17 protein-coding genes and 1 pseudogene are annotated in these 26,636 nt (G+C 41.1%); 11 read left to right on the plus strand and 7 right to left on the minus strand.

Annotated features, from left to right (window positions below; genetic code table 11):
- Positions 1-342: 342 nt before the first annotated feature.
- Together HWQ47_RS13160 and HWQ47_RS13165 are read right to left on the minus strand one after the other, a co-directional pair.
- Positions 343-1,644 (minus strand): type II toxin-antitoxin system HipA family toxin, encoded by a 1,302-nt coding sequence (locus HWQ47_RS13160; RefSeq protein ID WP_269971557.1) that lies wholly within the window; start codon positions 1,642-1,644, stop codon positions 343-345.
- Positions 1,638-2,003 (minus strand): helix-turn-helix domain-containing protein, encoded by a 366-nt coding sequence (locus HWQ47_RS13165; RefSeq protein WP_269971558.1) that lies wholly within the window; start codon positions 2,001-2,003, stop codon positions 1,638-1,640. The genes HWQ47_RS13160 and HWQ47_RS13165 overlap by 7 nt, the downstream gene beginning before the upstream one ends.
- A gap of 486 nt (positions 2,004-2,489) precedes the next feature.
- On the opposite strand from HWQ47_RS13165, the gene HWQ47_RS13170 reads away from it, so the two are divergent.
- A complete protein-coding gene (locus tag HWQ47_RS13170) occupies positions 2,490-3,005 on the plus strand; it encodes a hypothetical protein (RefSeq protein ID WP_269971559.1) in 516 nt (171 codons plus the stop codon).
- Positions 3,006-3,180: 175 nt separating this feature from the next.
- Positions 3,181-3,921: pseudogene (locus HWQ47_RS13175) on the plus strand (McrC family protein).
- A 710-nt stretch (positions 3,922-4,631) separates the two neighbouring features.
- Here the strand turns inward: HWQ47_RS13175 and HWQ47_RS13180 are convergent.
- Positions 4,632-6,182 carry a S8 family peptidase gene (locus tag HWQ47_RS13180; protein WP_269971560.1) on the minus strand — a complete coding sequence of 517 codons (1,551 nt, stop codon included), beginning with the start codon at positions 6,180-6,182 and terminating at the stop codon, positions 4,632-4,634.
- A 587-nt stretch (positions 6,183-6,769) separates the two neighbouring features.
- Between HWQ47_RS13180 and HWQ47_RS13185 the strand changes: the two genes are divergently transcribed.
- From HWQ47_RS13185 to HWQ47_RS13195, 3 genes are all read left to right on the plus strand, one after another.
- A complete protein-coding gene (locus HWQ47_RS13185; RefSeq protein ID WP_269971561.1) occupies positions 6,770-9,904 on the plus strand; it encodes a DUF3857 domain-containing transglutaminase family protein in 3,135 nt (1,044 codons plus the stop codon).
- 189 nt (positions 9,905-10,093) lie between these two features.
- Entirely contained in the window at positions 10,094-11,149 is a 1,056-nt protein-coding gene (locus HWQ47_RS13190; protein WP_269971562.1) for a PepSY-associated TM helix domain-containing protein, read from the plus strand.
- Positions 11,150-11,397: 248 nt separating this feature from the next.
- A complete protein-coding gene (locus HWQ47_RS13195) occupies positions 11,398-12,912 on the plus strand; it encodes a sialate O-acetylesterase (protein ID WP_269971563.1) in 1,515 nt (504 codons plus the stop codon).
- Positions 12,913-13,029: 117 nt separating this feature from the next.
- On the opposite strand, the gene HWQ47_RS13200 is transcribed toward HWQ47_RS13195, so the two are convergent.
- Positions 13,030-14,286, minus strand: a complete 1,257-nt coding sequence (locus HWQ47_RS13200) for an adenylosuccinate synthetase (RefSeq protein WP_269971564.1) — start codon at positions 14,284-14,286, stop codon at positions 13,030-13,032.
- Between the two features lie 142 nt (positions 14,287-14,428).
- Here HWQ47_RS13200 and HWQ47_RS13205 point away from each other — a divergent pair, with 142 nt between their 5' ends.
- Positions 14,429-15,319, plus strand: coding sequence for a LysR family transcriptional regulator (locus HWQ47_RS13205; RefSeq protein WP_269971565.1), 891 nt, complete (start codon positions 14,429-14,431; stop codon positions 15,317-15,319).
- 96 nt (positions 15,320-15,415) lie between these two features.
- Here HWQ47_RS13205 and HWQ47_RS13210 read toward each other — a convergent pair whose 3' ends face one another.
- Complete coding sequence (locus HWQ47_RS13210; RefSeq protein ID WP_269971566.1) at positions 15,416-16,702, minus strand: permease; 1,287 nt, start codon at positions 16,700-16,702, stop codon at positions 15,416-15,418.
- Between the two features lie 294 nt (positions 16,703-16,996).
- On the opposite strand from HWQ47_RS13210, the gene HWQ47_RS13215 reads away from it, so the two are divergent.
- The 5 genes from HWQ47_RS13215 (at position 16,997) to HWQ47_RS13235 (ending at position 24,539) form a co-directional block, all read left to right on the plus strand.
- Positions 16,997-19,750, plus strand: a complete 2,754-nt coding sequence (locus HWQ47_RS13215) for a UvrD-helicase domain-containing protein (RefSeq protein WP_269971567.1) — start codon at positions 16,997-16,999, stop codon at positions 19,748-19,750.
- A 228-nt stretch (positions 19,751-19,978) separates the two neighbouring features.
- Positions 19,979-21,079 (plus strand): NADH:flavin oxidoreductase, encoded by a 1,101-nt coding sequence (locus HWQ47_RS13220; RefSeq protein WP_269971568.1) that lies wholly within the window; start codon positions 19,979-19,981, stop codon positions 21,077-21,079.
- Positions 21,080-21,171: 92 nt separating this feature from the next.
- Complete coding sequence (locus tag HWQ47_RS13225; protein WP_269971569.1) at positions 21,172-22,446, plus strand: HD-GYP domain-containing protein; 1,275 nt, start codon at positions 21,172-21,174, stop codon at positions 22,444-22,446.
- Between the two features lie 495 nt (positions 22,447-22,941).
- A complete protein-coding gene (locus tag HWQ47_RS13230; protein ID WP_269971570.1) occupies positions 22,942-23,286 on the plus strand; it encodes a YciI family protein in 345 nt (114 codons plus the stop codon).
- On the plus strand, positions 23,283-24,539 hold the full coding sequence (locus HWQ47_RS13235) for an RNA polymerase sigma factor (RefSeq protein WP_269971571.1): 1,257 nt from the start codon (positions 23,283-23,285) through the stop codon (positions 24,537-24,539). Before HWQ47_RS13230 ends, HWQ47_RS13235 begins: the two co-directional genes overlap by 4 nt.
- Here HWQ47_RS13235 and HWQ47_RS13240 read toward each other — a convergent pair.
- Entirely contained in the window at positions 24,529-25,989 is a 1,461-nt protein-coding gene (locus HWQ47_RS13240) for a GGDEF/EAL domain-containing response regulator (RefSeq protein WP_269971572.1), read from the minus strand. The genes HWQ47_RS13235 and HWQ47_RS13240 overlap by 11 nt on opposite strands.
- The gene (locus tag HWQ47_RS13245) at positions 25,989-26,555 is read right to left on the minus strand and encodes a response regulator (protein WP_269971573.1); all 567 of its coding nucleotides are present in this window, start codon (positions 26,553-26,555) and stop codon (positions 25,989-25,991) included. The genes HWQ47_RS13240 and HWQ47_RS13245 overlap by 1 nt, the downstream gene beginning before the upstream one ends.
- Positions 26,556-26,636 lie beyond the last annotated feature (81 nt).

The raw sequence follows: 26,636 nt of genomic DNA on the forward strand, positions 1-26,636 counted from the left end.
TTACTGTTTACTCGCTACACGTAGCTAAAGTTAAAAAACAATGGATCTCGGAACAAGCCCGGGATGACGGCAGTGACAAATACCCCTTTTTACTCGTGTTCTTACCGTCAGCGCAGCTTTCCAGTAGCCATAGACTATTCCGTGAGCAAGGTGTTCCGTAGTCACTTGTGACGTTCATCTCAGCTTTTCCTCGAAGCGAAGCGCTCTAGCAGGTACGAAGTACCGATCTCGCAGGGCGAAGCCCGCTCTTCTCAGATAACCCGTAGCCATCGGCTATTCCGTGAGCAACGCGTTCTGTAGTCGCTTGCGACGTTCATCTAAACTGCCAATTGCAGCGAGGTTTTAAATATCAAGGCGGTGGTGTTTGCCAATGATGGTTTGAAAGTGGCTAAAGACCCCGGCCTCTTTGGCGAAGTGGTTCCACCTTGAGACGGAGTCGATGACTTGTTCTATCACCAGAGTGGCTTCTTTGGGGAATAACTTGCCGATGATCATTAGATCATTGATATCAAAGTGATCTCGTTTGCCATTAAGCGTTAGCTGGCTTTGACTGACCCAATAGGAACCTGGTCTGTAGGAGTAAGCGATGTCAAAAGCGGGCGCGATGATCCAATCATTGTCGTGGTTGAGCATAAAGCTGAAGTTTTTGGTGTGATCATCGTTATTGCGACTGACGATGTTAAACACCATTCGTCTGAACATTTGCACAGCCTGAGACCGAGGCAGACCCAACTGTCGCATCAATGAAAAAAGCTGTTCGTAGCTATAGCTTCCCGGTATTTTGTAATCTGCATGGGCCATTGCACAGAGGGATTGATAGTGAAATTTGTTATTATGATCACGGTCAAATCGTTTGGTCATGAAATGAGCGCGATCACCGTCATGCAATAATTCACACGGCTGCATCTCAATGCCGGCATCGATCGCCATCAGGTAATAAGCGTATTCCATTCTCCCGTATCCTTTGGGATCGCCGAATGTTTGTTGACTCGACTGGGACTCACTCACACCATCGAATTTTACCAACCAATGCTCAAAACCTTGGGGCAGGGCTACTTGGCCACTCCTGATCTCGGTTCTGTTTTGGTTGATGCCAATGACAGCTTTAGCGCGAGCGCCGCCCGCTGAAGTGCCGACTTGCATCATTTCAGTTAATGCGGCTTCTTTGTCCTGATCGAACGCAAGTTCTATACCTGCTCGTTGATCCAGCACGGTTTGCGCCATCTCCATTAATGATTGGATCGCTAACGGTGTTGAAGTTTTACTCTTGTTGGTGCCATAACTGGGGGCGTACTCTAAGGCTCCCATGCCTCGATTACCGGTGTAGAGCAGACGATCCAATGCCGAAAAGTTTTCTTTGGTACGGCCTTGTCGCGCCAACCAAGCATCAATTACAGCGTTACCGAAATCATCCGGTAATGTATCTGCAAATGCACCAGGAAGACCTTTGAAAGTCTCGGTGTTAAGCCGCGGAAAGGAGTAAATCTTATCGCTTAGGGGTAAGTGAATAGGGGATATTTCAATCCTCTTATTGAGCCAAGCATCAGCGTATTGAAAAGCGCATATGCCCTTATCAATAGAGAGTGCGCCAACAAGTTCACCGGCCATGTTGACTCGCGCAACGGTAGGACTCTTGTTTACCATTGATCTTCTTCCTTAATGGGACTGTGTCGAGTCATGTCTGGAGTAGAACTGCGGTTTAATGTTGAGGCCCTTTTCCGCTTTTTGCCCTGTTGCTTAAGTAACGCCATCGGGCTATATGTTTTTTCTGGGATGAACTCATCAACAAGCTGAAGTTGTTTTAATGCACGAAGTACCGCGATCACCGATTGGAATTTGCCATTGCCATTGATCAGGCTTCTATAGGTTTTTCGGGTGATCCCCACCTCTTCAGCGAGTTGCTCTTGGCTAATGTTCGCTTCAAGGCGCATCTGTTCAATGCGAGAACCAAGCTCTTGAGCTATACCTTCATCGGTCATCGCATAAATATTGTTAATGGGCATAAAAGTAACCCTTAATGACAATTATGGCTTTATAGGGTAATTATATACTCATTAATAGTAATTTTCTAGCTTTAAGGTAATGAGTAAAAATATACCCGTTAATGTATAATTCTAGTGATTAAGGGTAAAAATATATCCATTAGCCATAGAGTAAGAGATTGGGGACGATCAAATTGGTGACGTATATAAGACAGGACATATACGGTATCGCTTCTATGACTTCAGCTCTCATCTCTTCATGTGAAAAATATATGTTAGTTGTTTAGCAAAATAAATCACCAGTGTGGACACTTGTATGTTGGTGTTGTAACATCCTAAATTATCGCTTTAATATTATCCATATATCAGGTGGTTAGATGAATATGAATGCTTTACTCAAAGCCGAATTAATATGCAGCTTCACTAATCTACTACCCACTCCTCACTTATATGATATCGATAAAGCTTGTTAGAAATACCCCAGTTTTTAAGAAGAATAGTTAACAAATGAATGTAATTAAAAAGTTTCTCGTCGAGTGTGGTTACGAAGAAGAATTCTTAGATAGTACTGACGTCAAATTCGATGAACCTAAGCTGATTGATTTGGTGACTAAATGGCAACATCAACCAAGTCTTCGAAAGTTTGTTGAATTTGCTGCAAGGTATCATTTAACACCTTATTCAGGCAACAGAGAGTGTTTGCTTTTTAAACTTGAAGTATCGGGAAGTGCGGTACGAAATACCCTTATAGGTGGATTTTATGGTAATAAGCAAGAATTTGAATTAGCAGGGACTCGTCTAAATCCAGAGAAAGTAAATCCTGCTCTAAGCTCTTTCTCAAATTGGCAGCTTGCAACTGATCACGACTTAGAAACCTATGAAGATAAGAAAGTGACCTATAAGCTAAAGTCTTTTGAGCCAGGTGCTGTTTGGCATTTTCCAGAGGCATATCAAGCCATTTATGACTCCAGTGTGAAGGTGCCTGCTGAATTAAAGAAAAAGTTAACTAATGAAGAGTCGTAAAGAGATCACATTGTTTGAGTTCGGTTTTGTAGCAAAAGACTTAAAAGCCGACACTCATACCTGTGTGCATAAGATTTCAGCTCAAAGTTACGATTATCTTAAGCAGTTATGCTTGCGTGGTGACAGTAACAGTAACAGTAACAGTAAGCTACTGAAAGTGCGCAGTATAGATGGTATGGAGGTGCTGCAAGTCCAAAATTATGCAGGTGTTATTTTTACTCCAGACAGAACTCAGATTGAGGTATTGCCCAAAATAGGTAAAGGGTTAGTTGATGACAAAGTAGGACACGATAAAGCCCGTGAGTCGTTATTGATTATGCTTAGGGCTTTAAAAGGCTTTTCTCATATTCAAACTTCAAATGCTAATATTTCTAGTCAAAAAATGCCTTTATTAGAGGTGTTCATCAATCAGTTTTTACAATCCGTTAATACATTAATTAAGCGTGGATTAAGAAGTGACTATGTTCGCTGTGAAGATAATCTTGCATACCTGAAAGGAAAACTAAATATAGGCAAGCAATTACGTGAAAATGTAATTAACAAGCACAAATTCTACTGTGAATACGATGAGTTCTTGCTTAATCGACCTGCTAACCGCTTGATTCATTCCACGCTTCGTAAGGTGATGGCACTGACGCGTAGTGCTTCAAACCAAAAGTTAGTTCATGAGTTGTTGTTTTTATTTAATTAAGTGCCTCTTAGCAAAGATTATACGTTGGACTTTTCGGGTTTAAAATCTGATAGAGGTATGAGTTATTATCAAGTTCCTTTGGAATGGTGCAGACTGATCTTAAATGGATTCTCACCACAAACCATGAAAGGTGACACTCGCGCTGCTTCGTTGTTATTCCCTATGGAAAGAGTATTTGAAGATTATGTGGCCAAGATAATTAAAGAACAATACAGATTTCTATGACTTGGAAGATGGGCATAAACTCTGGGTTGTTCCATTTCAAATTAATGTAAAAGAGAGCCGTTTAATCTGGCCAGCTATTTACAATGATTGTTTATCAGCTCATGAGGTCGGTAAACAATTTTGCAGCTGAAAGTCCTTAGCCTAATACCAAATATTCATATGGTGCACTCATTAAGTAAGAGCCTGTAATAACGGTATTTCTGCTGAGGATTGATAACCTATGGTAAGTAGGGCATCTTCTAAGACTGTACAAAATCTATTGTTAGATAAGTGAGGAGTATCAGGTCTGTTGGTTTACTCATGTATTTCTAGATGTTAATCCCCTCTCTGGAGAGATAGCCTTTTATGTTTTTACTACTTTGCTCCATTTTATTAATCGCGACACTTGGCTATCTGGCTATCTGGCTATCTGGCTGCTGGGATCTTGATGGGAGTGGGTGCCGCGATAGCCTGTGGAGGCAATGACAGTCAGTTACTGTTAGGTTAGGTTAGGCTTGCCTTCTTTATCTCCTGCTGGGGTGATCACGGTATTTAGCATGCTCGTCGGTATAGCCTTAGGTAGACTCATTACAAGAAACTGAGTGTTTTGTTATTCTTCAACGGTGTATTTATATCGTCAAAAATACAATGGGTTCATGGAATTAAAAAGCTCACAATGCGAGCTTTTTAATTATCTAAAACAATGTGAATCAGCTTAAATAATCAAGGGATTAAAAACTTGCTGTCAGTGATACACCGCTGTAGCTACCAAACCAGCTGCTCGTCAACTGAACATGGTAAGTCGTTGCTTGGGTATTATTCACAGTACACGTTTTAGGGTTGCCGCTACTGCTTGTCTTACAATCATAAACAGAGCTTGTTGGGGTCGTGCCGGCATTTGCATAAGCGATAGCACTGCTTGAGCTGCCGTTGACGGTAATTGTTAATGTTTGTCCTGCAGGCACATCTATTTGATAGTTATGTGTTGCGCCAAAGAAACCGGCACTTAATCCTGTTTTAGCGACGCCATTTTCCATACAGGTGTCACCACAAACGGGTTCACCACCTGGGCCACCATTGTCAGTTAATGAATAGGCTAATTTATTGACTGATAGCGGACCTGCATCAGTGACAACATCTTTAGTTGACCTATCACTTAATAACGCATCGATTTGAGCTGGAGTACGGGTACCGTCTTCACTTAAATATACCGCAGCAACACCGGCAACATGAGGGGAAGCCATTGAAGTACCACTAATGGTATTAGTGCCGCCATTTATCCAAGTTGAGGTGATATTTCGACCTGGCGCAAAGATATCTAAACATGAACCGAAGTTAGAAAAGCTTGAGCGTGAATCATTGTCATCAGTTGAGCCTACCGTAACAGCATTGGCAGCTCTTGCTGGCGAATAGTTACAGGCATCTTGGTTATCATTACCCGCAGCGACAACAAACGTTATGCCTGCTGCAACGGCGTTGTTCACGGCATTATCTAGTGCTTGGGAAGCACCGCCGCCTAAACTCATGTTGGCCACAGAAGGGCCGGTCGCATTTTGGGTGATCCAGTCTACACCTGAGATAACACCTGAATTGGTACCAGAACCTTGGCAATCTAATACTCTGATCCCAACGATGTTAGCATTTTTTGCCACACCATAAGCCGCACCAGCTATGGTGCCAGCTACGTGAGTACCATGGCCGTGACAATCGGTTGCATCAGCATCGTTATCAACAAAATCCCAACCGTGGGATTGACGACCACCAAAGTCACTGTGAGCCGATACACCGGTATCGACCACATAGGCTGTCACACCTGAACCATCGTAGTTGTAGTTATAATCACCGCTTAAGGGCAAAGCACGTTGATCAACACGATCCAGTCCCCAGGTTGCCCCAGCTTGAACCGCTGATGTGCCCATTTGAGGGGAGACCGACATGATTTGGTCTTGCTCAATAAAGTCTACGCTTGGATCATTAAGCAGGTCTTTTAGTTGCCCTGGCGTTGCATTGACTAATACACCATTTAATGCGCTACCAAAATCCTTTCTAATATTGATACCAAACTTGTTTGCCATCGCATTTGCTTTTGATTTAGCAAAGTCAGCAATCGATCTTGGATGAGATAAATCTAAAACACTTGGGGTTTTAAATACCACAATATAGCTATCTTGAATGGCTTTACTTTTATCTACTGCGATCAGTTTTGCTTGTTCTGCTGCATATGCTGACGATGTTGAAATGGCAGTTGTAATGGCCAAAGATACTAATAGTTTTTTTTGCATTTGTGTCTCCAGGGTTTATATATTTTTTACTGTTATAATAATTATTTTAATATTTAACATTAATAATGTTACCAGACCAAGGTAGAACATAATTCATTCAAATAAAACAATTAATTGAATGATGGTTAACTGATTGCTTTATTGCGGTTAGTGTAAAATAATACGAAAGTATTAGTTGGAGTCGCTATTATTAATAATAAAGAATTATTCATCGTTAAATAAACCCTTAAATAGTTGTGACAATAAAATATAGAGCGATAATGAATGGCTGCAATATTTAAATCTGGCGTGATATAAAAAACTGGTTATTTATTTTGTTTATTCGAAAATAGATAGTAATAAAATGTTTAATGCACGCATTCCTATTTATAATGACTGATGCTATTTTTAAAAATACAATGTTTGGATTCATTACAGCTTGCTAACACTGAATAAAGAAAATATGTATCCTCACTCCGCGTTAAAAGGCGTCGCCAGTCCGGCAGACGACTAAGCCAACACTTGTAAATTCACTTGAGTGTAAGTTTCTTTAATCTGTTGGTGGTTTTCAGATAGAATGTTGCATCGATGCTGAAAAGGATTTTACCTTGTCTATTTCATTCTCCATATTTGTTCATCTCTTCAAAAGACAAACACCGCAAGTTTGTCGCTTATTTTGTCAGCTTCCGACAGCGGTATTACTGGTCTTATTTCCTCAAGTGACATTCGCTGCGACACAATATGCGGTTGATATTGAGCCTGTGCCTGCTTGGGTAAAAACTGTGGAGATGGCGACGCCGGATTCGATCCCTGTGGACGACATTGATTCAGGCAATTATTACTTACTGTTGGATAATCAAGTCAAAGTTGATGAAGATAATCCTCAGGTTCGCTTTACCCGTTTACAACAGTTAGTGGTTAATCAGAGAGGTTTAGAACACAACTCGCAGATAGAAGTGGACTTTGATCCGCTCTATGAATCACTGACGTTTCACTCTATTTCTATCATTCGTGATACTCAAATCATCGATAAGTTAACTGACAGTGAGATCTCTTTATTAAAACAAGAGGGTCGTATCGAGCAAGGTCTTTATGATGGGCGATTAACGGCGAATATTATTTTAGCCGATCTACGCATCGGTGATGTCATCGACTATAGCTACTCGATTACGGGGGCGAATCCTATTTATCAGGGTATTTTTGCCTATCGACGGGGCTTGCAGTGGTCGGTGCCACTGCACGCTCAGCATGTAAGAGTGTTATGGGGTAAGAATCAACCTCTGTATGTCAATATGAGGAACTCTCAGGATAGTGTCACCGAATCTAAGCTTACCATTGATAACTCAACCTATGTTGAATATGCCATTTCACGTTCAGATAGCCCAATATTACAAAATGAAAGCAACACCCCGGCCTGGTACAACCCCTATATCACAGTGTATTTTTCGGAAATAAATAGTTGGAACAAGGTGGTTGATTGGGCGCTGCCTATGTATAGCAAAGCAGGCATGACGGGGACTAATATTAAAGGTGCTGGTGTTGAAGGTAGTGGTTTTAAAAGCGTTAATGTTCAACAGGTTATTGAATATATCAAACGTAAGACCCCTGTGCCGAACCAGCGAGTTATGTACGCACTGAACTATGTTCAAGATCAGATCCGCTATTTAGGGCTTGAAATGGGCGTCAATTCTCATCAACCATCACGAGCTGAAGACACCCTAAGTAGACGTTATGGTGACTGTAAAGACAAAGTCGTGCTGTTTATCACGCTACTTAAGGGAATGGATATCGATGCCTACCCGGTATTAGTCGCTACAGATGAAGGGCTAGATTTACCCTCACAACCCGCTTCGATAAATGCCTTCAATCATGTGGTAGCCAAAGTACAAGTACTTGGTATGACCTATTGGTTAGATCCAACAATGAACTATCAAAAAGGGCCTTTGCAAGGGATTTATCAAGCGAATTATCATTACGGTTTAGTGATTAAGCCCGGTGTAAGCGAATTAGCAGAGATTAAGATCCATAATCCTAAATCTATGTTAACCGTTGTTGAATCATATGATTTAAGCGCGGGTAAGGATGGTAAATCAACCCTCTCAGTTAAGAGTCAATATCAAGGCGATCGGGCACAGAATTTTCGTTACCAACTTGAGGACATTGGTTTTAAGGCACTTCAGGCACTTTATGAAGATTATTATCGCGACATTTTTGCCGATATAGCGTTAACGGATAAAGTGACCATCAATGATGATAAACAAACGGGTGTATTGTACTCGCAACAAGACTATCGGATTAATCATGCTTGGCAGCCTGATGGAGAGGACTTTAGCGTCGCATTTGCCAGTTACCAGATCAAAAATGCACTCAATAAACCAAACAAAGCAGATCGTAACTCACCTTATTCGACGGGCTTCCCTAATAAGATACAGCACACTATTCATGTACAAGTATCCGATGGTAATTGGGAGTTTCCTAGTGAAACGATAACGGAAAATAATCCATTCTTTTCCTATGAATTTTCATCGAATTTTGACGATACAGCTAAAACGTTAACCTTAACCTTTAATTATCGCTCTAAAGTCGAGTCTATTACAGCGATGGATCTGGGGGATTACATTGATGCCATCGAAAAAATTGAAGACTCTCTTTACTATTCCGTACTTACCTATGGTGAGGGGAGTAGGGCAACTACCGAGCAAACCAGTGTTTCAGATCCTGTGACAAGCGATGGACTTGATAACAAAAGCCAATTAATTATCTTATGTGCGCTGCTCTATATCCTTGGGTTGATCTACGCTATTGCAACCTGGCGAATAGATTCAAGTAGCCGTATTAATTATTCAGACGAGAGATATTATCCAGTATCACGACGTAAACTGCTTTTTTTATCACTTGCTACTGGGGGTATATACACCAGTTATTGGTTCTATAGAAACTGGAAATATGTCAAAGAGTCTGAGCAGCTAGGTATCATGCCTATCGCAAGAGGGATCTTTAGTGCCTTTTGGTACTACCCTTTATTTACGCATTTAGTTGAAGATAGCAAAGAAAGATATGCCAAGAACACCGTTATGCCAATGGGTATGGGAATTGCCGCCGCTATCTTGTTTTTTATCGCTAATTATACCTACAACTCAGACCATTTATATTTAGCGGGTATGATGGCTGTTCCAATACTTTTATTCCCGTTACTCAATTACATTAATCACCTCAATGGCTGTACGTCTTTGGCTTATATTGATAACTCAGCTTGGAAAGTGCGCCACACTCTTGTTTCAATCCTCTTTATTCCTTGGATATTGTTAGCTATTGGAACTGACTTAACGGTTTTCCCGTCTGGAAAAATAATGACTGGTGAGCAGGTATCACAGCGTAATATTGATTTCATGAGCGCCAATAAGATCATTGAGGAAAATGAAGATGTGTTGATGTTCTACAGTGATGGTTTTATCAGTTATCAAGAGGACGGTAACGGGTTCACTCAGTCATCCGTATTTTCCTATTGGAAAGAAGGTGGCGAACTTAACATCGCTACCGCTGATTTCGTTGATGTTAAAAACCTTAAGGTGGAGTACGGTGATGCGTTAGATAGCCAAACGGTTATCACAGTGCAGCTCAATGATGATAGCGACTTTGTGTTAATCATCTCAACCGAAGATAAACTTGATTTGACCTTTTATCAAAGTTTGAGAAGAAATTGGTACCAGTCTAATAAGCGTGCAAAGAATGAAGATAGTTGAGTTTAGCTTGTCATCATATTTAACGGCTAACGCTTCATAATTGTAAATGAGTTGTTTAGTCTTTTGAGTATTGAATTGATGTAAATATATTCAATGAAATTATAAGGTTCTAAATATTAATTTAATTGTTGTAATAAGAATCATTACTGTTAACCTTAGCGCCATTGTGGGTAATAATGAAAGCGCGAAATGACAAAAATATTGAAAACATTGCACAACTGGATTGGTTTTTTTATCAGTTTGATCATGTTAGTTGTGTTAACGACGGGGGTATATTTAGGCGGTGTTGATCTGCTTAAGCGTTGGGATAGTAAAGGACAGGTTTACACAAACTTATCCCATGAGCAAAAAGCACAGATCGTGGCAATGGCACTCGCGAAATATCCTGAAGCATCTGGGGTAAAGTTACCTACTGAGATGTTCCCCTATGTTGAAGCTAGCTCGAGGGAAAAATCGACTTATCTCACCACTGGCCTCGAAGAGATAGGCTCTGTGGCTAAGAGTGACAATGAAGTGTGGCGCTTTATCTTCTTTTTTCATCGCAATTTTCAGTTAAGTGATCCGGGCAAGCATGTTAATGCTATCAGCGCTATTTTAGCAACGGTGATCATGTTTATCGGTCTCTATTTATGGTGGTTAATTCGTCAAGGCTTTAGGTGGAAAAAAACACTGCCAAAAAATGGTAAAAACAGTGCATTAATTAAAAGTCATATTCAGTTGGGGCTGATTTTTTCAATTCCGCTGTTGATTATGTCCATAAGCGGCGCCTACATCACCTATGGCTCTTGGGGTGACTCGACTTTGGATGACCATCGACAACAGCCGATTTTGGCACAAGCTGGTGACTGGGAAGCGCAGATTATTGCTGCACAAAAAATATGGCCTGAGTCTGAACTTGTTTCAGTGTCCAAACCACGTAAAGCAGAAGAGGGCAGTTATCTTTATTCGCTGAGCTTTAATGGCGATAACACGTTAGGTTTACTGCAGACTGACACCATCAAAATAGATCTATTAACCGGTAAGTTAGATTCGGCTCAGACCTTCAGTGATAAAGGTCTTACATACCAGTTAAAGTACAGTGCGCGTTTTTTGCATGATGGCACCAGAATGCCAACTTGGTACCTACTTATACTGATCATAAGTTCAATCGTGGGGACATTCATGGTCGCCTTTGTGATCGTCACGTTTACACGGAAGGAGCTCTTAGGCTGGTTTAAGACAAGATCTATTTTGCGTACGCAATAAGTCACTTCGTCATCCTGTATTTTCTTTTATATGGAGATACAGGATGCTATGTTTTCTTTAATTACGAAATACGTTACTAATTAACCACTTACTAATAAAGTAAAATCTCACTGTCAAAGTATATTTTAAAAATCAATTAAAATCATATGGTTACTCATGCCACCAAAGTCGAATGGGCTGTTGGCGCGGCAGGTTATATCCTAATATCTAAATAAAATAACAATTACAAATAAAAATAGGTGAAATAAATGAATAATTATCAATCATCGATTAAGGCTTGTAGTTTCCTGTGTATTTTTATGTATTTTATGGTTCCAACAGCTTCGGCTAGAACGATAAATGTTTATCTGCAAGGCGGTCAGTCAAATTCAGATGGGAGAGCCGTTAGTGGCAATCTAAATTCTCCCTATGACGTAAAGCAAGCCAATTATATGATAATTTTAAGGACTGAAAGATTATCGACTCCTGTTGTCACAACGGTTAGACCTAGCCTTAGTGAATCGGGTCAGTCTGGTCCTGAGCTGTCATTTTCTTCAAACATAGCTGAAAAATATGCGGGCAATCTTGTACATCCAGACGAAGAGATTGGTGACTCGATTGTTATTTTGAAATATGCTAATGGTGGAACAAACTTACATACAAACTGGAAGGCAAATGGCACCACAAGCACAACCGGTGATGGCAGAGATTACTTGCGGTTTCAACAAACTGTTGCCTGGGGCTTAGATTATTTAGCAGAGACTTATCCCAATTCTGATATTAATGTTGCCGGCATGTATTGGATGCAAGGAGAGTCTGATGCTTTTGCTGGACAGAGTAGTGGGCAGTATCAAAGTAATTTAACCACCCTTATTCAAGATGTACGAGCCAACTATGGAAAGAATCTGCCATTTGCAGTCGGTTTATTGTCCACGCAGCAGATCGCAATTGGTACAACTGAACGTAACAACATTGTTTTAGCTCAACAAAACGTTGCGGACAATCTCTTTGGTGTCGGCACCGTCAATACGGATACTTTTGGTATAAAAGGAGATAACTTACATTTTAATGCCACTGGTCAAATCTCGTTAGGCAGTGCATTTGCAGACTCATTGGATAATTTAAATTCAACGTATTTTGTCAATTTATATCCATTCAACTCCGTCAGACATTACTCTTTTGATGGATCTTTAGAAGACAGTGGAGTGCAGAAAAATCATGGAACGGGTTCTCCGGTTGGTTATTCCACCACAGATAAAGCCTTTGGATCCGCTGCCGTTCAGTTAGCAGGAACGCCTATTCAAATTCCCTCTATTCAGTACGAAAATGGTTCGCCATATAGTGTCTCATTTTGGTTGAAACGAGAAGATAAAGATAGAATTTGGGATCTCGTTGTGGGCAGTGCTTTGGATAGAAATAATTTCATTGGGATTAAGGCTAATGAAACGGTCAGATGGCGAGGGATTAACGCTACAGCACCAAATCAAGCTGACTTTATGAATGCGGTTGGAAATGATACCAAGTGGCACCACTATGTTATTGTTGCTTCTAAAGTGGGTGAGAATACGAATGAAATAACCTTATATGTAGATGGTCTTTTTCAAGGGAAGGCGAGTAACAAAAATACAAGGTTCATTATTGATAGTATTGGTAAAGCATACACGGGCAATAATTATTTAGTAAACGGATTATTGGATGAAGTCTGGATAATAGATGACGCCATAACGCCAGCTCAAGTTGCAAGTCTGTTCTTACTTAATGAGCTCCCTAATCAGTGCTATTGATAGTTTAAATCAAAGCGGCAACTTTGGAGGGGGATAGCTGGATCCAGGGACAAATGTGGCATGAAAAAGGAACTCGATATAAACTTGAGTTCCTTTTTTTGTATCTTCTAGCGTAAATTAACGAAGGATCATCTGGTCACGTTCAGGACCGACAGATACCATGCTAATTGCTACACCCATTAGCTCTTCGATACGCAGTACATAGGCTTGGGCAGCTTTTGGTAAGCTTTCAAAGGTACGACACGTAGTAATGTCTTCGCTCCATGGCTCCATCTGCTCATAAATAGCCGTTAGCGCCGCAGTTTGTGGCCAGATAGGGTTTTCGGTATGTTCACCTGTGTAGGCGACACAGATTTTAAGGTCACTCATACCTGTTAAACAATCAATCTTGGTCAGCGCAATTTCAGTTGCCGCTTGTAACTCAACGCCGTTACGCGTTGCTACCGCATCAAAGTAACCCATATCACGTGGACGTCCGGTGGTCGCGCCATACTCGTTAGCTGACTCGCGGAAGTTATCTTGCTCTTCCATTGCTGTAACCAATGTCCCTGTACCGACAGATGAGCTAAATGCTTTAGCCACGGCAATAATACGCTCAGGACGCAATGCTGGTAGGCCACTGCCGATACCAGCATAAGCTGCGGTAACGTTTGATGAGGTTGTCCATGGGTATTCGCCATAAACTAAATCACGACCAGCACCTAGTTGAGCTTCAAACAATAAGTTAGCATTATTGCTTTGCATCACTTTTAGCGGCTCAGTCACGTTACAGATAAATTCACGCCAAGGAGCGGTGACATCCAGTAACCATGCCGTCATCTCTTCAGCCGTCTGGCTAAAGTCACAACTTGGGTAGAGGGCTTTTAATTGTGGCATTTTCCAATCAAGCATAAATTGAATACGCTCAAGCAGCACTTCTGGTTGCATTAGCCAGCCGACCAGAATGCCTTTCTTCATGACGCGATCGCCATAGGCTGGTGCGATACCTTGACGAGTCGAACCGTAGGCAGCATCGCCTAAACGTTGCTCCTCTAAGGTGTCTTCAAGTGCGTGTAGAGGCAGACATAAAGTAGCGCGATCCGAGATGTGCATTTTCACATCTACACCAGCGGCTTTAACTTCAGCAATCTCTTCGCTTAATGCCGCAGGACTGATAACCATGCCAGGGCCGAGGACTGCGGTACAATCTGGGTTGAATATGCCACTTGGAAGTTGATGTAACTTAAAGGTACCAAAGTCATTGACGACAGTATGTCCCGCATTATTTCCACCTTGGAAACGAATGCTTGCTGCAGCATCGGACGCAAGAAAATCGACGATACGGCCCTTGCCTTCATCACCCCAATTAGCACCCACGACTACAATAGACGGCATAACACACACTCCTAAATAATTAAGAGGCTATGCTAATTGAACTTGTTAGATATGAGAAATTAATAATTATTATAGGATTGATAAGGAATTCATATATCATAGTACTAGTGGTGGCTCAATTAAACAACGAGGTAGAAAAGCTATGCTTGAGCTCAATTGGCTAAAAACGTTTGTCACCTTAGCAGAGCAGCAACATTTTGGCAAAGCGGCTGCGGCTCTGCACATGACTCAACCTAATGTCAGCTTGCATATCAAGCAGCTAGAAAGAACGACTCGAGTTAAGCTCATTGAGCGAAATCCATTCCACTTAACTGAGGCGGGCGTTCGATTGTTGCTGAGCAGCCAAAAAACTTTGATGGAACTGCAGGTCTGCCAAGCAGATTTGAATGCGATTAACGATCTCAGCCAAGGAACCCTGACCATTGCGGCCAGTGATATTATCTCTCGCTTGTTGTTGATCTCACCATTTCAGTTGTTTAAAGCGCAATTTCCGGGGATCGATTTCTCGCTGTTAAATACCACGTCATCACAAGCATCTGAATTAGTGAAAAGCGCACAAGCGGACTTGGGCTTTGTTATTGCCCAAAAAGAGAGTCAGCCGCTGCACTTTACTGAGTTACAACAGATACGATGGTGTGCACTAGGTGATAATTTAGCCCAATGGCAACAGGCAAAACAACAACCCGAGTTAGTATTAGAAAGCGAACCTACCTTGATATTATTAGGCCACGATACCCGTACTCGCGACCTGCTTGATTTAGCGTTGCCATCGCTTAATTTACCAACATATCGGATCATGGAGGTGGGGAGTGTCGATGCGCAAATCGACTGGGCTGAAGCGGGTTTTGGGGTGGCAATAGTGCCTGAGTTTTCAATTCATACCAAACGAAACCTTAAGACCAAAGTGACACCATTACCTCAGTTTCCAACCACCAGCCTCGGCTACATTGTGCGTCAGAATCAGATCCTGTCAAAAGCCATTAAGCAGCTTTTGAAATGGGTCGATGAGGAGATTATCAGCTTGCAGAATTAAATCTTGTGTGGGTGAGTATACAGATTGGGCTTATAGATAAGGCCTTTCCATGGAAATGTGGAAAGGCCTTACAGCTTGTATTGTCTAATTTAGCAATTACATTCCCATTGACGCGTTAACTTTCTTCCCTAACCGGTAATACCAGATAGATAATGGCATAAATATCAAATTCATTACTGTGGTTAGATTAAAGCCGAATCCAGCTTGATGTAAAGTGCGTAATGCCTCTTTGGAGGCTGACCAATCCACTTGGCTAAAGAGAACATCTAGGATTAAACCTGTGGCAAGAATACTGATAAACAGTGAAGCAACAATCCAGCGTGCTGGGGCTACACCATAGTAGTTTTTATAAACCTGTGTCATTGGAATGGTTATTACGTCGGCTAAAATAAAGCCCATCACGCCACCAAAAGAGATCCCGCCGTGCCAGAGTGCCGCTGCCAACAACAAATTACCCACTGAGCAAACATATGCTATCACGGCGACAAAAATACCGATCACTACATCAAGTAAAGAGTGTAACCATGCAGGCAAGAAAGTTTGGTTATCAATAAAGAGGTCACGCCACCAGTCTTGTGGTACTAGTGCTATGAGTAGAGATGAAATAACCACGCCGATGAGTATCTCTCTGCCAATCATACTGATGTCCATTTGGAAAAAACCAGCACTGTGTTTCAGCTTAGAATTGAATGAGGAATCTTTCACGGAGGGGGTACTATGATCCATATTACCCATATCCATGGAGCCCATAGATTCTTTACTCATGTCCATGCCACAGTCAGAGATTGAATCATCAGCACTTTCTTTCTTCATACTCGACATGTCCATATCAGAGCCAGACATTGAAGCCATCTCATCTGTGTTGTCTTTTTTCATGCTAGACATGTCCATGCCGCAGTCAGACACGGCTGGTGCTGGACTATTGCCGATTTTAGCTTCTAAGGCATCGAGTTGCACCTTAGGATAGAAGTGGAAAACGATGGCAACGATAATGATGAGAATGATACCGCCGATGATTTCACCCCATAGAAAATACCAGCCGAGTAATGACACCAGTACAATGAACATCTCTAAAATAAGGTTGGTGCTTGCGACCAGAAAGGCCATGGCATTGGGTAAGCTTGCTTTTTTTGTCAGTAAGGTTTTAGAAAGTGATGCCGCTGCATAGGAGCAGGAGGAAGACACCATGCCAAGAAGGGTAACTAAGGTTAAGCTTTTAATATTGGTGTGTCCCAGGTGTTTTATTACTTGATCCACGGGTAAAATATGCCTCAGTAAAGATGAGAGCATCAATCCAAAAGCTAATGGCCAATAAATTTGCCATATCATGCCACTCAACGTATCAATGACATGCATGATAATTTGCATTGCACTGTGTTCCATATCAATCCCTTAATAAATTAAACACTAAAATGAAGAATAGAGAAAATGAGCTCGATTTTGAGCTTAAATCGCACATAGTACGAGTTTTACGAGATGCTTTGGCATAATAGTCCTGTTGTTGGCGCTAAACAACCGATCTATCACTATTTATTGGTTACTCTTTATTCATCTTTTAATCTTTCTTTAATTTCATAATCTTGCTGACATTATCTATATTTTGATCCCTATAAAATTGTTAATATGCGCAGATATTTTGAATATCTGAGGTTGTAGATGGAGCTTAGGCGACATGCTGTGAAATTTGGCTTATTGCAGGGGTTGTTTTTTGCTCAAACAGCGAGTTTGTGTGAGCAAGGGTTAACCATTGACGGTAAATTATTCCCATATCCGAGCATGGATGAAACGGTTGAAGTGAGGCATGGCTGGTTTACTCAGACGTTAGTATGGGGCAACTGTCACTTTACTTTTTTTAGATTTATCGCCAGTAAACCACTATTTACATTAGGCATACACAATAGACTCGTGTATTGCAAGGCCGAGCTTCAACAAGCATATGATAGTTTGCTCATTGATATAACCAAGTTTGATAGCACCTTTAGACAACATAATCGTTATTTACGTCATTCCGATAGCTCTGTGTTAGCGCAAGACTTCAATGGTTGCTTAGCATTATTTAAGCAAACGGTGCATTTCAAAAAATTGGGCTTTGATGTGACTAAACTCAATTGCCGCTTAGCTAAATTTACTAAACAGCCGCAGCTGTTTACGGAAAAATATAATCAATGGTGGTTAGACAAGCAGTTAGATAAGCATCAAGTCCTGTTTGATTCACTGGAAGATAACCCACTCACTTCACTGCAGCGTCAAGCCTGTGCTCTCGATGAAGACAACGTCTTAGTCATTGCTGGGGCCGGAACGGGTAAAACCAGCACCATGGCAGCCAAAGCCGCGTATTTAGTTAACCAAGGTTTGGCTAAGCCCGGTGAAATTTTGATGTTAGCTTATGGTAACGATGCCAAGATTGAACTCGAAGCGCGAGTTTACGCAATTCCAGATCTCAATGCAGTGAAAGTGAGAACCTTTCATGGCTTAGGTAAGGAGATCATTCAGTTTTATCAGAATAGTTCGACTCAAGTATCGGTGTTAGCCACCGATGACAAGCAGTTTACTCAATTTATTGATAGCCAACTTGATGAGATTATTGCCGATCCAAAGATGGCGGATCCCATTGCTGATTATTTTGGTCGTTATCTGTATCCGCAGGTTAATGAGCTAGACTTTCAAACCCAAGGCCAATATCGCTCATACATTAAAAATAATGAGATAAGAGCACTTTCGGGGGATTTAGTGAAAAGCTTTCAGGAGCTTATGATCTGTAACTATCTTTATACTCATGGTATTACTTTTGAATATGAGCCTAGGTACGCCCCTAAAGATGGGGCTTGTGTGAATGAGCCAGGAAAGGATGTTTATCAACCAGATTTTTATATTCCAGCCCTTGATGCTTATCTGGAGCATTTTGGTATCGATAAACAAGGCAATACCCGCCCTGATATCGATAAAATAGCCTACAACTTGAGTCGTGAATGGAAAATTGATCTTCATAAACGACATGAAACTTGTTTATTGCAAACCTTTAGTTGGCAAGCCGATATGGGAGTATTGGAAAAATTTTTAGAGCGATTGTTATGTGATCGCTGTCAGGAGATAGGACTTACTGACAATCAGCTTTTTAAACCTATATCTCCTGAAGAGGTGTTTACTCAGGTAAAAGCCTTGGGTGTTTATCGCAATGTAAGCCAGTTAATGTCCAGTTTTGTATCACTTTTTAAGTCATCAGGATTAAGTTTGCATGATCTTGAGCAAATGATGATGCCAAGAGGGTCTGATAACAAAACTTTCGCCTATAACCAATTAAGGTGGAAAGTTTTCTTACAGCTATTTAGGTGGGTGTACTCACGCTATGAATCTCACCTAAGCTCGCTTAACACCTTAGATTTTTCAGATATGATCGCTCAAAGTGTTGAGATGACTCGCGCTAATGATTTTCATCAAAAAACCCAAGGTCGATTCCGCTATAAATACATCATGGTCGATGAGTTTCAGGATATCTCTTCAGAGCGAGCCAAGTTGGTGACTCAATTGCGGGATTCAAGTCCAGGTTGTGCATTATTTTGCGTTGGTGATGATTGGCAAGCGATATACCGATTTACCGGCAGTGATCTTAGATTAACGACCCACTTCAGTCACATTTTTGGCGCCACTAAGGTGGTGACGCTCGATAAGACATTTAGATTTAATGATCGTATTGAGAAAGTGGCCTCAGGCTTTATTCAGGCTAATCCGGCACAGTTAAAGAAAAATCTCACTACCCACACAATTAGTGATAACCCGCAAGTCTATGTATTGATTAATTCAAAAGAGGCAGGGATAACGCAGGCGTTCGATAGCATCCTCGACCTGATGAGTTCAGAATTGAATACTGCTTCTGCCAGCGTGATGGTGATCAGTCGCTTTAAAAGCTCTTTGAAAGGGTTAAGCATTTGGCAAAAAAGTTATTCACAACTTAAAATCTCTGGCTTTTCAGCACACGCATCGAAAGGGAAACAGGCTGACTTTGTCATCATAGTTGATGTAAATGACGATAAATATGGTTTTCCGAGTAAGCTTGATAGCGATCCGATTTTAGACGCCTTGCTACCAAAACTCGACAGTTACGCTTATACCGAAGAGCGCCGCTTATTCTATGTCGCACTATCACGCGCTAAGAGGAGGGTGTTTATTCAGGCTGAAATAGGTAAAGAGTCTGTGTTTGTCAAAGAGCTGATGGAGTTTAATCAGGATATTTACTGTTTTCACCGTGAACTGACTCCACTGTATGTCGACGATTTATCTTGCCCTAAATGTGTTACAGGTAAATTGATTAAGCGGACCAATAGTAAAAGTGGAAAAGCTTTTTTAGCCTGTAGCTTACATAGAATGAAAGATGATAATAGTTGTCAATACACCGCTAACTTGCCTGCCAGAGTCAAAGCTATTACAACTTAGTTGCATAGCAAAGATAATCTGCTAATGAATGCCCATTATCTTATTCATTCTGTGGTTACTAGATATGATGTAAATTGCACCATATCCTTCGTGTTTTTGTGATACTGGTTCAATATTGGCACGCTTTCCTTTATTTCTCGCATGTTATTATTCAACTCATTTTTAAGGCTACTGGCCAGTTAATCCTATTGTGCTAAATCCAATAACATCATTTATTGAGTGTGAAATTTGAACAGTTTATTTTTAGAAACCTATATCGGTAAAATGAAACTAAAAAATCGTTTTATTAGAAGTGCCACTTGGGAGAACATGGCTACTGATGATGGACACATGACGGAAAAACTCTATGCCATCTATGATGAGCTCTCAAAGGGTGAGCTGGGGTTAATCATTACGGGTTATGCAAACATCGTTGCAGAGGAGCGTCCGAATCCGGGAATGATGGGGATTTATGATGACTCGTTTATCGATGAATACAAGCTGCTCACTAATTTAGTTCATGAAAATAATACTAAAATCATTATGCAGCTTGCCTATGGTGGTACAAAAACAACGCATAACGTTGGTAGCCGAGTCATCTTTGCACCGAGTGACGTTTGTGAGAAAAGCACGCAAACATTAGGCACAGCCATGACCAAGCATGATATCGATTATATTGTTGATGGATTTGTTCAAGCCAGTAGAAGAGCTAAGGAAGCTGGTTTTGATGGCATTGAAATACATGGTGCACACACCTATTTAATTAATCAATTTTTGAGTCCATATTACAATAGAAGGGACGATGAATATGGAGGGTGTCTTGAAAACCGCATGCGGTTTTTATCCGATATTTTTATTGGTATAAGACAAGTTGTCGGAAGAGATTATCCCATTTTAGTTAAGTTAACCGCTTCTGAATTTTTTAATGGTGGATTAACCTTTGCCGATACTCGCATCATTTGTAAAAAGTTAACAGAATTAGGTGTTGATGGTATAGAGATATCAGGCAACATACATGGCAATGCCAAATCCCTTGTTGGTGAGTCTTTTGATGGATATAAGATTCAGGAAGAGGGGTATTTTTATGAATATGGTGAGGTTATTAGTCACGAGATTAATGTACCTATCATAACTGTGGGTGGCCTTACCGATATCAACACTATCGAAGCAATTGCAAGTAAAACAAAGATACACCTCTTCGCCTTGGCAAGACCTTTACTTTCAGAGCCTCACTTAATCAAACGATGGAAATCAGGCGACCGAACACCGATTAAATGTGAAAGATGTTCGAAATGCAGAACTCGCAGAGGTAACTTCTGTGTTGTAAATAAGAATAAGCAATTGAATTAACTTAAATTCCAAGATGGTTTGGCTACATGGTTAGGGCTGGGTATATACTTAGAGTTGTTGATGTTTTCTGAGCTAAAACTAGGACGTGTTACATGGTCGATCCAAACAACTCTCTACAAAGCAATGGTGATAGTCAAATTGATATGGAAGCCATGGGTGATTTTTTCGATGACTTTAAGATTGCACACCAAACATGTGACTCAGTATTACTTAAACTTGAAGATGATCCTGAAAATGATACGCTCTTAAACTCCTTGTTTAGATCTATCCATACCATTAAGGGGAACCTGATTTATGTCGGGCTGGAAGATCTGACTCCATTGGTTCAAAGTTTAGAAGATCTTCTGGATGCGATACGGAAAAAGTCTGTTGCTTACGATAGCCTTCTTTGTGATGTGATCTTGCTGACATTAGACAAAACAGAAAACATGGTTCAATCGAGACTTAACCCTAGTTCTGAGGATATACCAATAATCCTGTCTGAAACTGATATCGACAATTTGTGTGTCAATATCAGTTGTATTGCCGATGTAGCGCCAAACAATAGAGTAGAATATATCAGAACTTGTCTATTTATCTTAGATCCCGATACTCATCTTGATAATTCAATGCCTTCAAACTCTTCGGCGGATAAAGCGGCTATTGCTGAAGAAAGCCAAGCTAAAACTAACACTAACACTAACCAACAAGCGGCAAGCATACTCTCCAGAGAACTGCAGGTGAATACTGATTACTTAGTCAGTGATAAATCGATTAATCATAAAGAGTTTTATGATGTTTTTGTAGAGTATAATATTGAAATTGATGAAGATATTGTTTTCTTTAGCGGTTTAAGTTCTCCATTGGAGAGTCGTTCTTTCTACTGGAAGGGACGTACATTGCGCTTGTTAATTTTGACATTGGCGATGAATGAAAAGTCAGGTCAACGGGTTGATGCTACTCAACTTACTGTCGCGGTATTGATGCATGATCTTGGTATGTCCTTTCTTCCCCGTTCTTTGCTGATTAATACCGGTGCCCTTAATGAAAGTGAGAGGCTAGCATTACAACGACACCCTAATTTCGGTTGGCTGCTATTGGACGAGTCTGAAAAATGGAGCGATGCTGCACTGATCGTATTACAACACCATGAACAGCTAGATGGTTCAGGTTACCCAAACCACTTAATTGATGAACAGATCTGTCAGGGCGCTAAAATCTTAGCCATCGCAGATACCTTTGACGCAAGATCACATGAACGAGCCCATCACACCTTGTTAAAACGGCCTTTGGTTCGCACCATGATTGAGATTAATAACTTCTCTGGTACTCAGTTTGATCCTTATTGGGTTGATATATTCAATCAAGTCGTGCGCGGCGAGGTCTGAGTGAGTTATTGATGTGGTCGTCACTATCGTCCACATTAAGGCTACTTTATCTATGCGTAATGGGTAAGAAATCATAGTGTTACGTCTTCAACTATAAGCTCACTATTATCTAAAGCATGCTTTATTTCGTGCTCACTATCGAAGTAGCAATAAGCGTGTTTTTCATGTTTAATGTCCATAAAGTAGCGGGAGCAACCAAGGGTTGCTTTACGCTTAAATGATTCTACTGTCTCAATGGTTTATGGCTATGTATCACACTTAACTGTATTGCTGAACACTTTGAGCTTAATGTTGATTAGGCTGCTTGTCGCTAAATAAAGTCCACTATATTATTCAGATCATTTTCTTGGGTATATTTTGGATTAAGCTTTTTTCAATTATTTTCTTATTTAGTGTCCAAAAAGCGAATGCTTATACATTATAGGAGTATTGGTTTTGGATTTAACAGAATTCAGAACCGTAATTCAATGTTTTTCACTTAATTAAGGAAATATTATGTCCAAGCTGTTTCTATGTATGCAACGCAGTGAGTCAGGTACTTGTGAATCATCTTCGCCATCGCCTTCTCAAATGGAGGCTATGTACGCCAAGTTTAATGCTTGGAAGGATAAATATGGCAATAATATTGTCGACATGGGGGGCAAGCTCAATGCCAGCGGAAAAGTGGTTAAACATGATAGCGTCATCGATGGTCCATTTATGGAGTCAAAAGAGATTATAGGGGGCTTTATGATCATTTCGGCCGATACACTTGAGTTTGCTATGGAGATTGTACAAGCAAGTCCAGGTGTAGCAATGCCGGGCTCCAGTGTCGAGATAAGAGAGATACATAAACCTTGATAACTGATCACCTGATTGACCATTTTTTTCGTCATGAATATGGCAAATTAGTCTCGGTATTGTCGCATCGCGTTGGGATGCGACATATCGAAGCGGTCGAAGATGCAGTTCAATTTGCACTTTTGACTGGTATTGATACTTGGGTAAGAAAAAAACGTCCCGATAATCCTACTGCTTGGCTCTATCGAGTCGCCCATAACAAACTACTCAGTGAATTACGAACACAGACAAGACATAACAAAATTCTGCAGGTCAACACTGATGAGTTCACCGACTTAGAGGAGTTGGCCCCTGAGGTTTCCTTTTCAGCTGAGCTTGAAGATGAGATGTTGCGAATGCTGTTCCTGTGTTGTGATGAAACCGTTCCCCTTGAGTCACAACTGGTCTTTGCGCTTAAGTCTTTATGTGGTTTTAGTATTAAAGAGATCTCCATCAGACTTTTTACCAGTGAAGCCAATGTATATAAACGTCTTAGTCGTGCTAGAAAGATCTTAAAAGAAACAGTATCTACGACTACGGAACTCTCTGCTACACAATACACTAAACGGTTAGCCGCGGTGAATAAGGTGTTGTATCTCTTGTTTACTGAAGGTTATCTCTCATCAAGTTTGGCTTCATCCATGCGCAAAGATCTGTGTGAAGAGGCGATACGTTTGACACTTACGTTGGTAAACAACCCAATTGGTCGTGTTCCGGAAAGCTTTGCACTGTTGGCATTGATGTATTTTCACCTTTCAAGAATGTCAGCAAGAGAAGATGATGTCGGCAGTTTACTTTTGCTCGAAGAGCAGGACAGGTCATTATGGGATAAGTGCTGCATCGAACGCGGTATGTCGTGGCTAGCAAGATCTGCTGAAGGAGCTCTCTTTTCTCGTTACCATGCCGAAGCAGGTGTCGCTGCAGAACATTGTCTGGCACCTTCTTTTTCACAAACTCGCTGGTATAGGGTGGTGGAATGCTACACACTACTAGAGCAAGCTGCCCCCTCAGCTCTTCATCGTTTAAATCGCGCTGTAGCCGTTGCTGAGTGGAAAGGACCTTTGGCGGGGTTGAGTGTGTTAAAGGAGGTGACACCGCCAACTTGGTTAGTCTCCAGTTATTTGTGGAGTGCTGTACTTGCCGATCTGCATCTTCGCTGTGGAAATGTTGAATTAGGAGAGTGTTTCAGCGAGAAGGCGCTAAGTTTAGCGCCCACTGAGACGATTCGAACGTTACTCAGGCGCAGACTCCATCGAAGTCGAATTAAGGTTTAATGCTAGTGACCGGTTCATATGTGTTTAGCCAAGTTTCAAACTCCTCAGGGGGGAGGGGACGACTGATAAGGTACCCCTGAATCCAATCACATTGCTCCTGCTTAAGAAATTCTCGCTGAATGTCTGTTTCTACTCCCTCTGCGATTACTTGCATGCCTAATTTATGAGCTAAAGCGATAATGCCTGAAGTCACGGCCGCGCTGTCTTTATCATTGGGCAGATTAGTGATAAATGAATAGTCAATTTTAAGGGTGTCCACAGGAAATTTTGTTAAATAACTTAACGATGAGTAGCCGGTACCAAAGTCATCAATGGCAACTGATACCCCCATCTCCTTTAGACCATTAAGTAAATTGAGACAAGCTTCAGACTCCACCGCCATCACACTTTCCGTCATCTCTAACTGTATGTGTCTAGCACTCAGTTTATGGGTATTGAGGCAACTTTTGACTCGCTCAAGTAAGTAGGCTTGCTTCATCTGATGCCCTGATAGGTTAACGGCAATGAAATCTAGGCCTAAGCCCTCATTTAACCAGTGTTTAATCTGCTCACAGCTTTTGTTTAACACCCATTCCCCTAAGGGGATTATCAAGCCTGATTCCTCAGCGAGAGGAATAAACTCATCAGGCGACATAAATCCTCGTACAGGATGATTCCACCTGACCAGCGCCTCTGCCCCCATCAAATTGCCAGTATTAAGATCGATTTGTGGTTGATAATGAAGGATAAGTTCATCATTCTCTATGGCGAGTCGTAGATCGCGTTCAAGTTCTATCCTGCGAACAAGCTCAGCTTCCATTCCGTACTCATAGAATTGAAATTGGTTTCCACCTCTGGATTTAGCCCGATACATTGCGGTGTCAGCATGCTTCATTAAGGTATTAATGTCTTGACCATCAGAAGGATATACTGAAATCCCCACGCTCACCGGAGCACGAACAGCTTGCTTCATAAAGGTAAAGGGTTCGGCTAATATCTTACATATCTTGTTAGCAACCTTGGTAGCGATGGACGACGTTTTGATGTCTTCTAATATAATAGTGAACTCATCACCACCTAACCTGACGACCAGGTCGTCCGTTCTGACGCAATGTGAGATCCGTTTAGAGACCGCTTTAAGCAGCATATCGCCAACGTCATGACCTTGGGTATCATTGACTAATTTAAATTTTTCTAAATCAATAAACATCAATACTAACATGCTATTACTCGACTTTACTTGGTTAAGGCTTTGGGTAAATTTCTCCATAAATTGGGTTCGGTTAGGTAAACAAGTAAGAGGATCATGATAGGCCAGTTGGTATATGCGTCTCTCAGCTTGAATTGTTCGAATAAGATGTGCCACCCGATTTCTCAACACATGAAGATTTATCGGTTTAGGGATAAAATCAGTGACACCATATTCGAAAGCCATATTGACAATATCTTCATCGTCAGATGCTGTGAGCATCAATATGGTGGTTTAAAGTCGGAAGAAAGTGTTAAAATTCGGCTCATGGCCTCTAAACCATTCATCTCTTCCATCATGGCATCCATTAAAATCATATCGGGAATATTGCGTTCACACTTTGACAACGCTATGGCACCATTGTGTGCTTCCTCTATGTGGTAACGGTCTTGCTCCAGACACCCTCTAAGACTTAATCGGGTACTTCTATCATCATCGACGATAAGGATATAGGGATGCAGGGTTCGCATGGGCTGTTGATGTGTCACTATCGAGATATCTGAACCGCTATTACCCCTAGGTTCGCTTAGTTCCATATTTAATCGTTCAGACACCTTAACAAAATCCTGCTTGAGTTGATGTACATGATTAAGCTGTGTTGCCTGGCACTGTTCAATGGCAGCCAGTTGTAACTCCTTAGCAAGGATAACAAGTTCGTCAGCTCCGAGTGTTGAAGAACTTCCTCTTAGCAAGTGACAGAGATCCTGTATTTTTTTTATATCTTGCTCCTCAATAGACTGGTGTAAGTTATTAAGTGTCTTTGGGGTATCCTCCAAATACGCACACACAAGATAATTAAAGGCTTTTCCTGTTGTGGCACAACATACACCCAGTTTTCCCGTTCTGCAGCAATACCCATCATATGACTT

Origin of the sequence: Shewanella sp. MTB7, assembly GCF_027571385.1 — a bacterium.
GTDB lineage: Bacteria > Pseudomonadota > Gammaproteobacteria > Enterobacterales > Shewanellaceae > Shewanella.

Bases quoted from the DNA above. Each gene is read 5' to 3' on its own strand.
- HWQ47_RS13165 (WP_269971558.1), bottom strand. From the start codon at position 2,003: ATGCCCATTAACAATATTTATGCGATGACCGATGAAGGTATAGCTCAA.
- HWQ47_RS13230 (WP_269971570.1), top strand. From the start codon at position 22,942: ATGTCCAAGCTGTTTCTATGTATGCAACGCAGTGAGTCAGGTACTTGT.
- HWQ47_RS13210 (WP_269971566.1), bottom strand. From the start codon at position 16,702: ATGGAACACAGTGCAATGCAAATTATCATGCATGTCATTGATACGTTG.
- HWQ47_RS13170 (WP_269971559.1), top strand. From the start codon at position 2,490: ATGAATGTAATTAAAAAGTTTCTCGTCGAGTGTGGTTACGAAGAAGAA.
- HWQ47_RS13225 (WP_269971569.1), top strand. From the start codon at position 21,172: ATGGTCGATCCAAACAACTCTCTACAAAGCAATGGTGATAGTCAAATT.
- HWQ47_RS13205 (WP_269971565.1), top strand. From the start codon at position 14,429: ATGCTTGAGCTCAATTGGCTAAAAACGTTTGTCACCTTAGCAGAGCAG.
- HWQ47_RS13190 (WP_269971562.1), top strand. From the start codon at position 10,094: ATGACAAAAATATTGAAAACATTGCACAACTGGATTGGTTTTTTTATC.
- HWQ47_RS13160 (WP_269971557.1), bottom strand. From the start codon at position 1,644: ATGGTAAACAAGAGTCCTACCGTTGCGCGAGTCAACATGGCCGGTGAA.
- HWQ47_RS13240 (WP_269971572.1), bottom strand. From the start codon at position 25,989: ATGCTCACAGCATCTGACGATGAAGATATTGTCAATATGGCTTTCGAA.
- HWQ47_RS13195 (WP_269971563.1), top strand. From the start codon at position 11,398: ATGAATAATTATCAATCATCGATTAAGGCTTGTAGTTTCCTGTGTATT.
- HWQ47_RS13180 (WP_269971560.1), bottom strand. From the start codon at position 6,182: ATGCAAAAAAAACTATTAGTATCTTTGGCCATTACAACTGCCATTTCA.
- HWQ47_RS13200 (WP_269971564.1), bottom strand. From the start codon at position 14,286: ATGCCGTCTATTGTAGTCGTGGGTGCTAATTGGGGTGATGAAGGCAAG.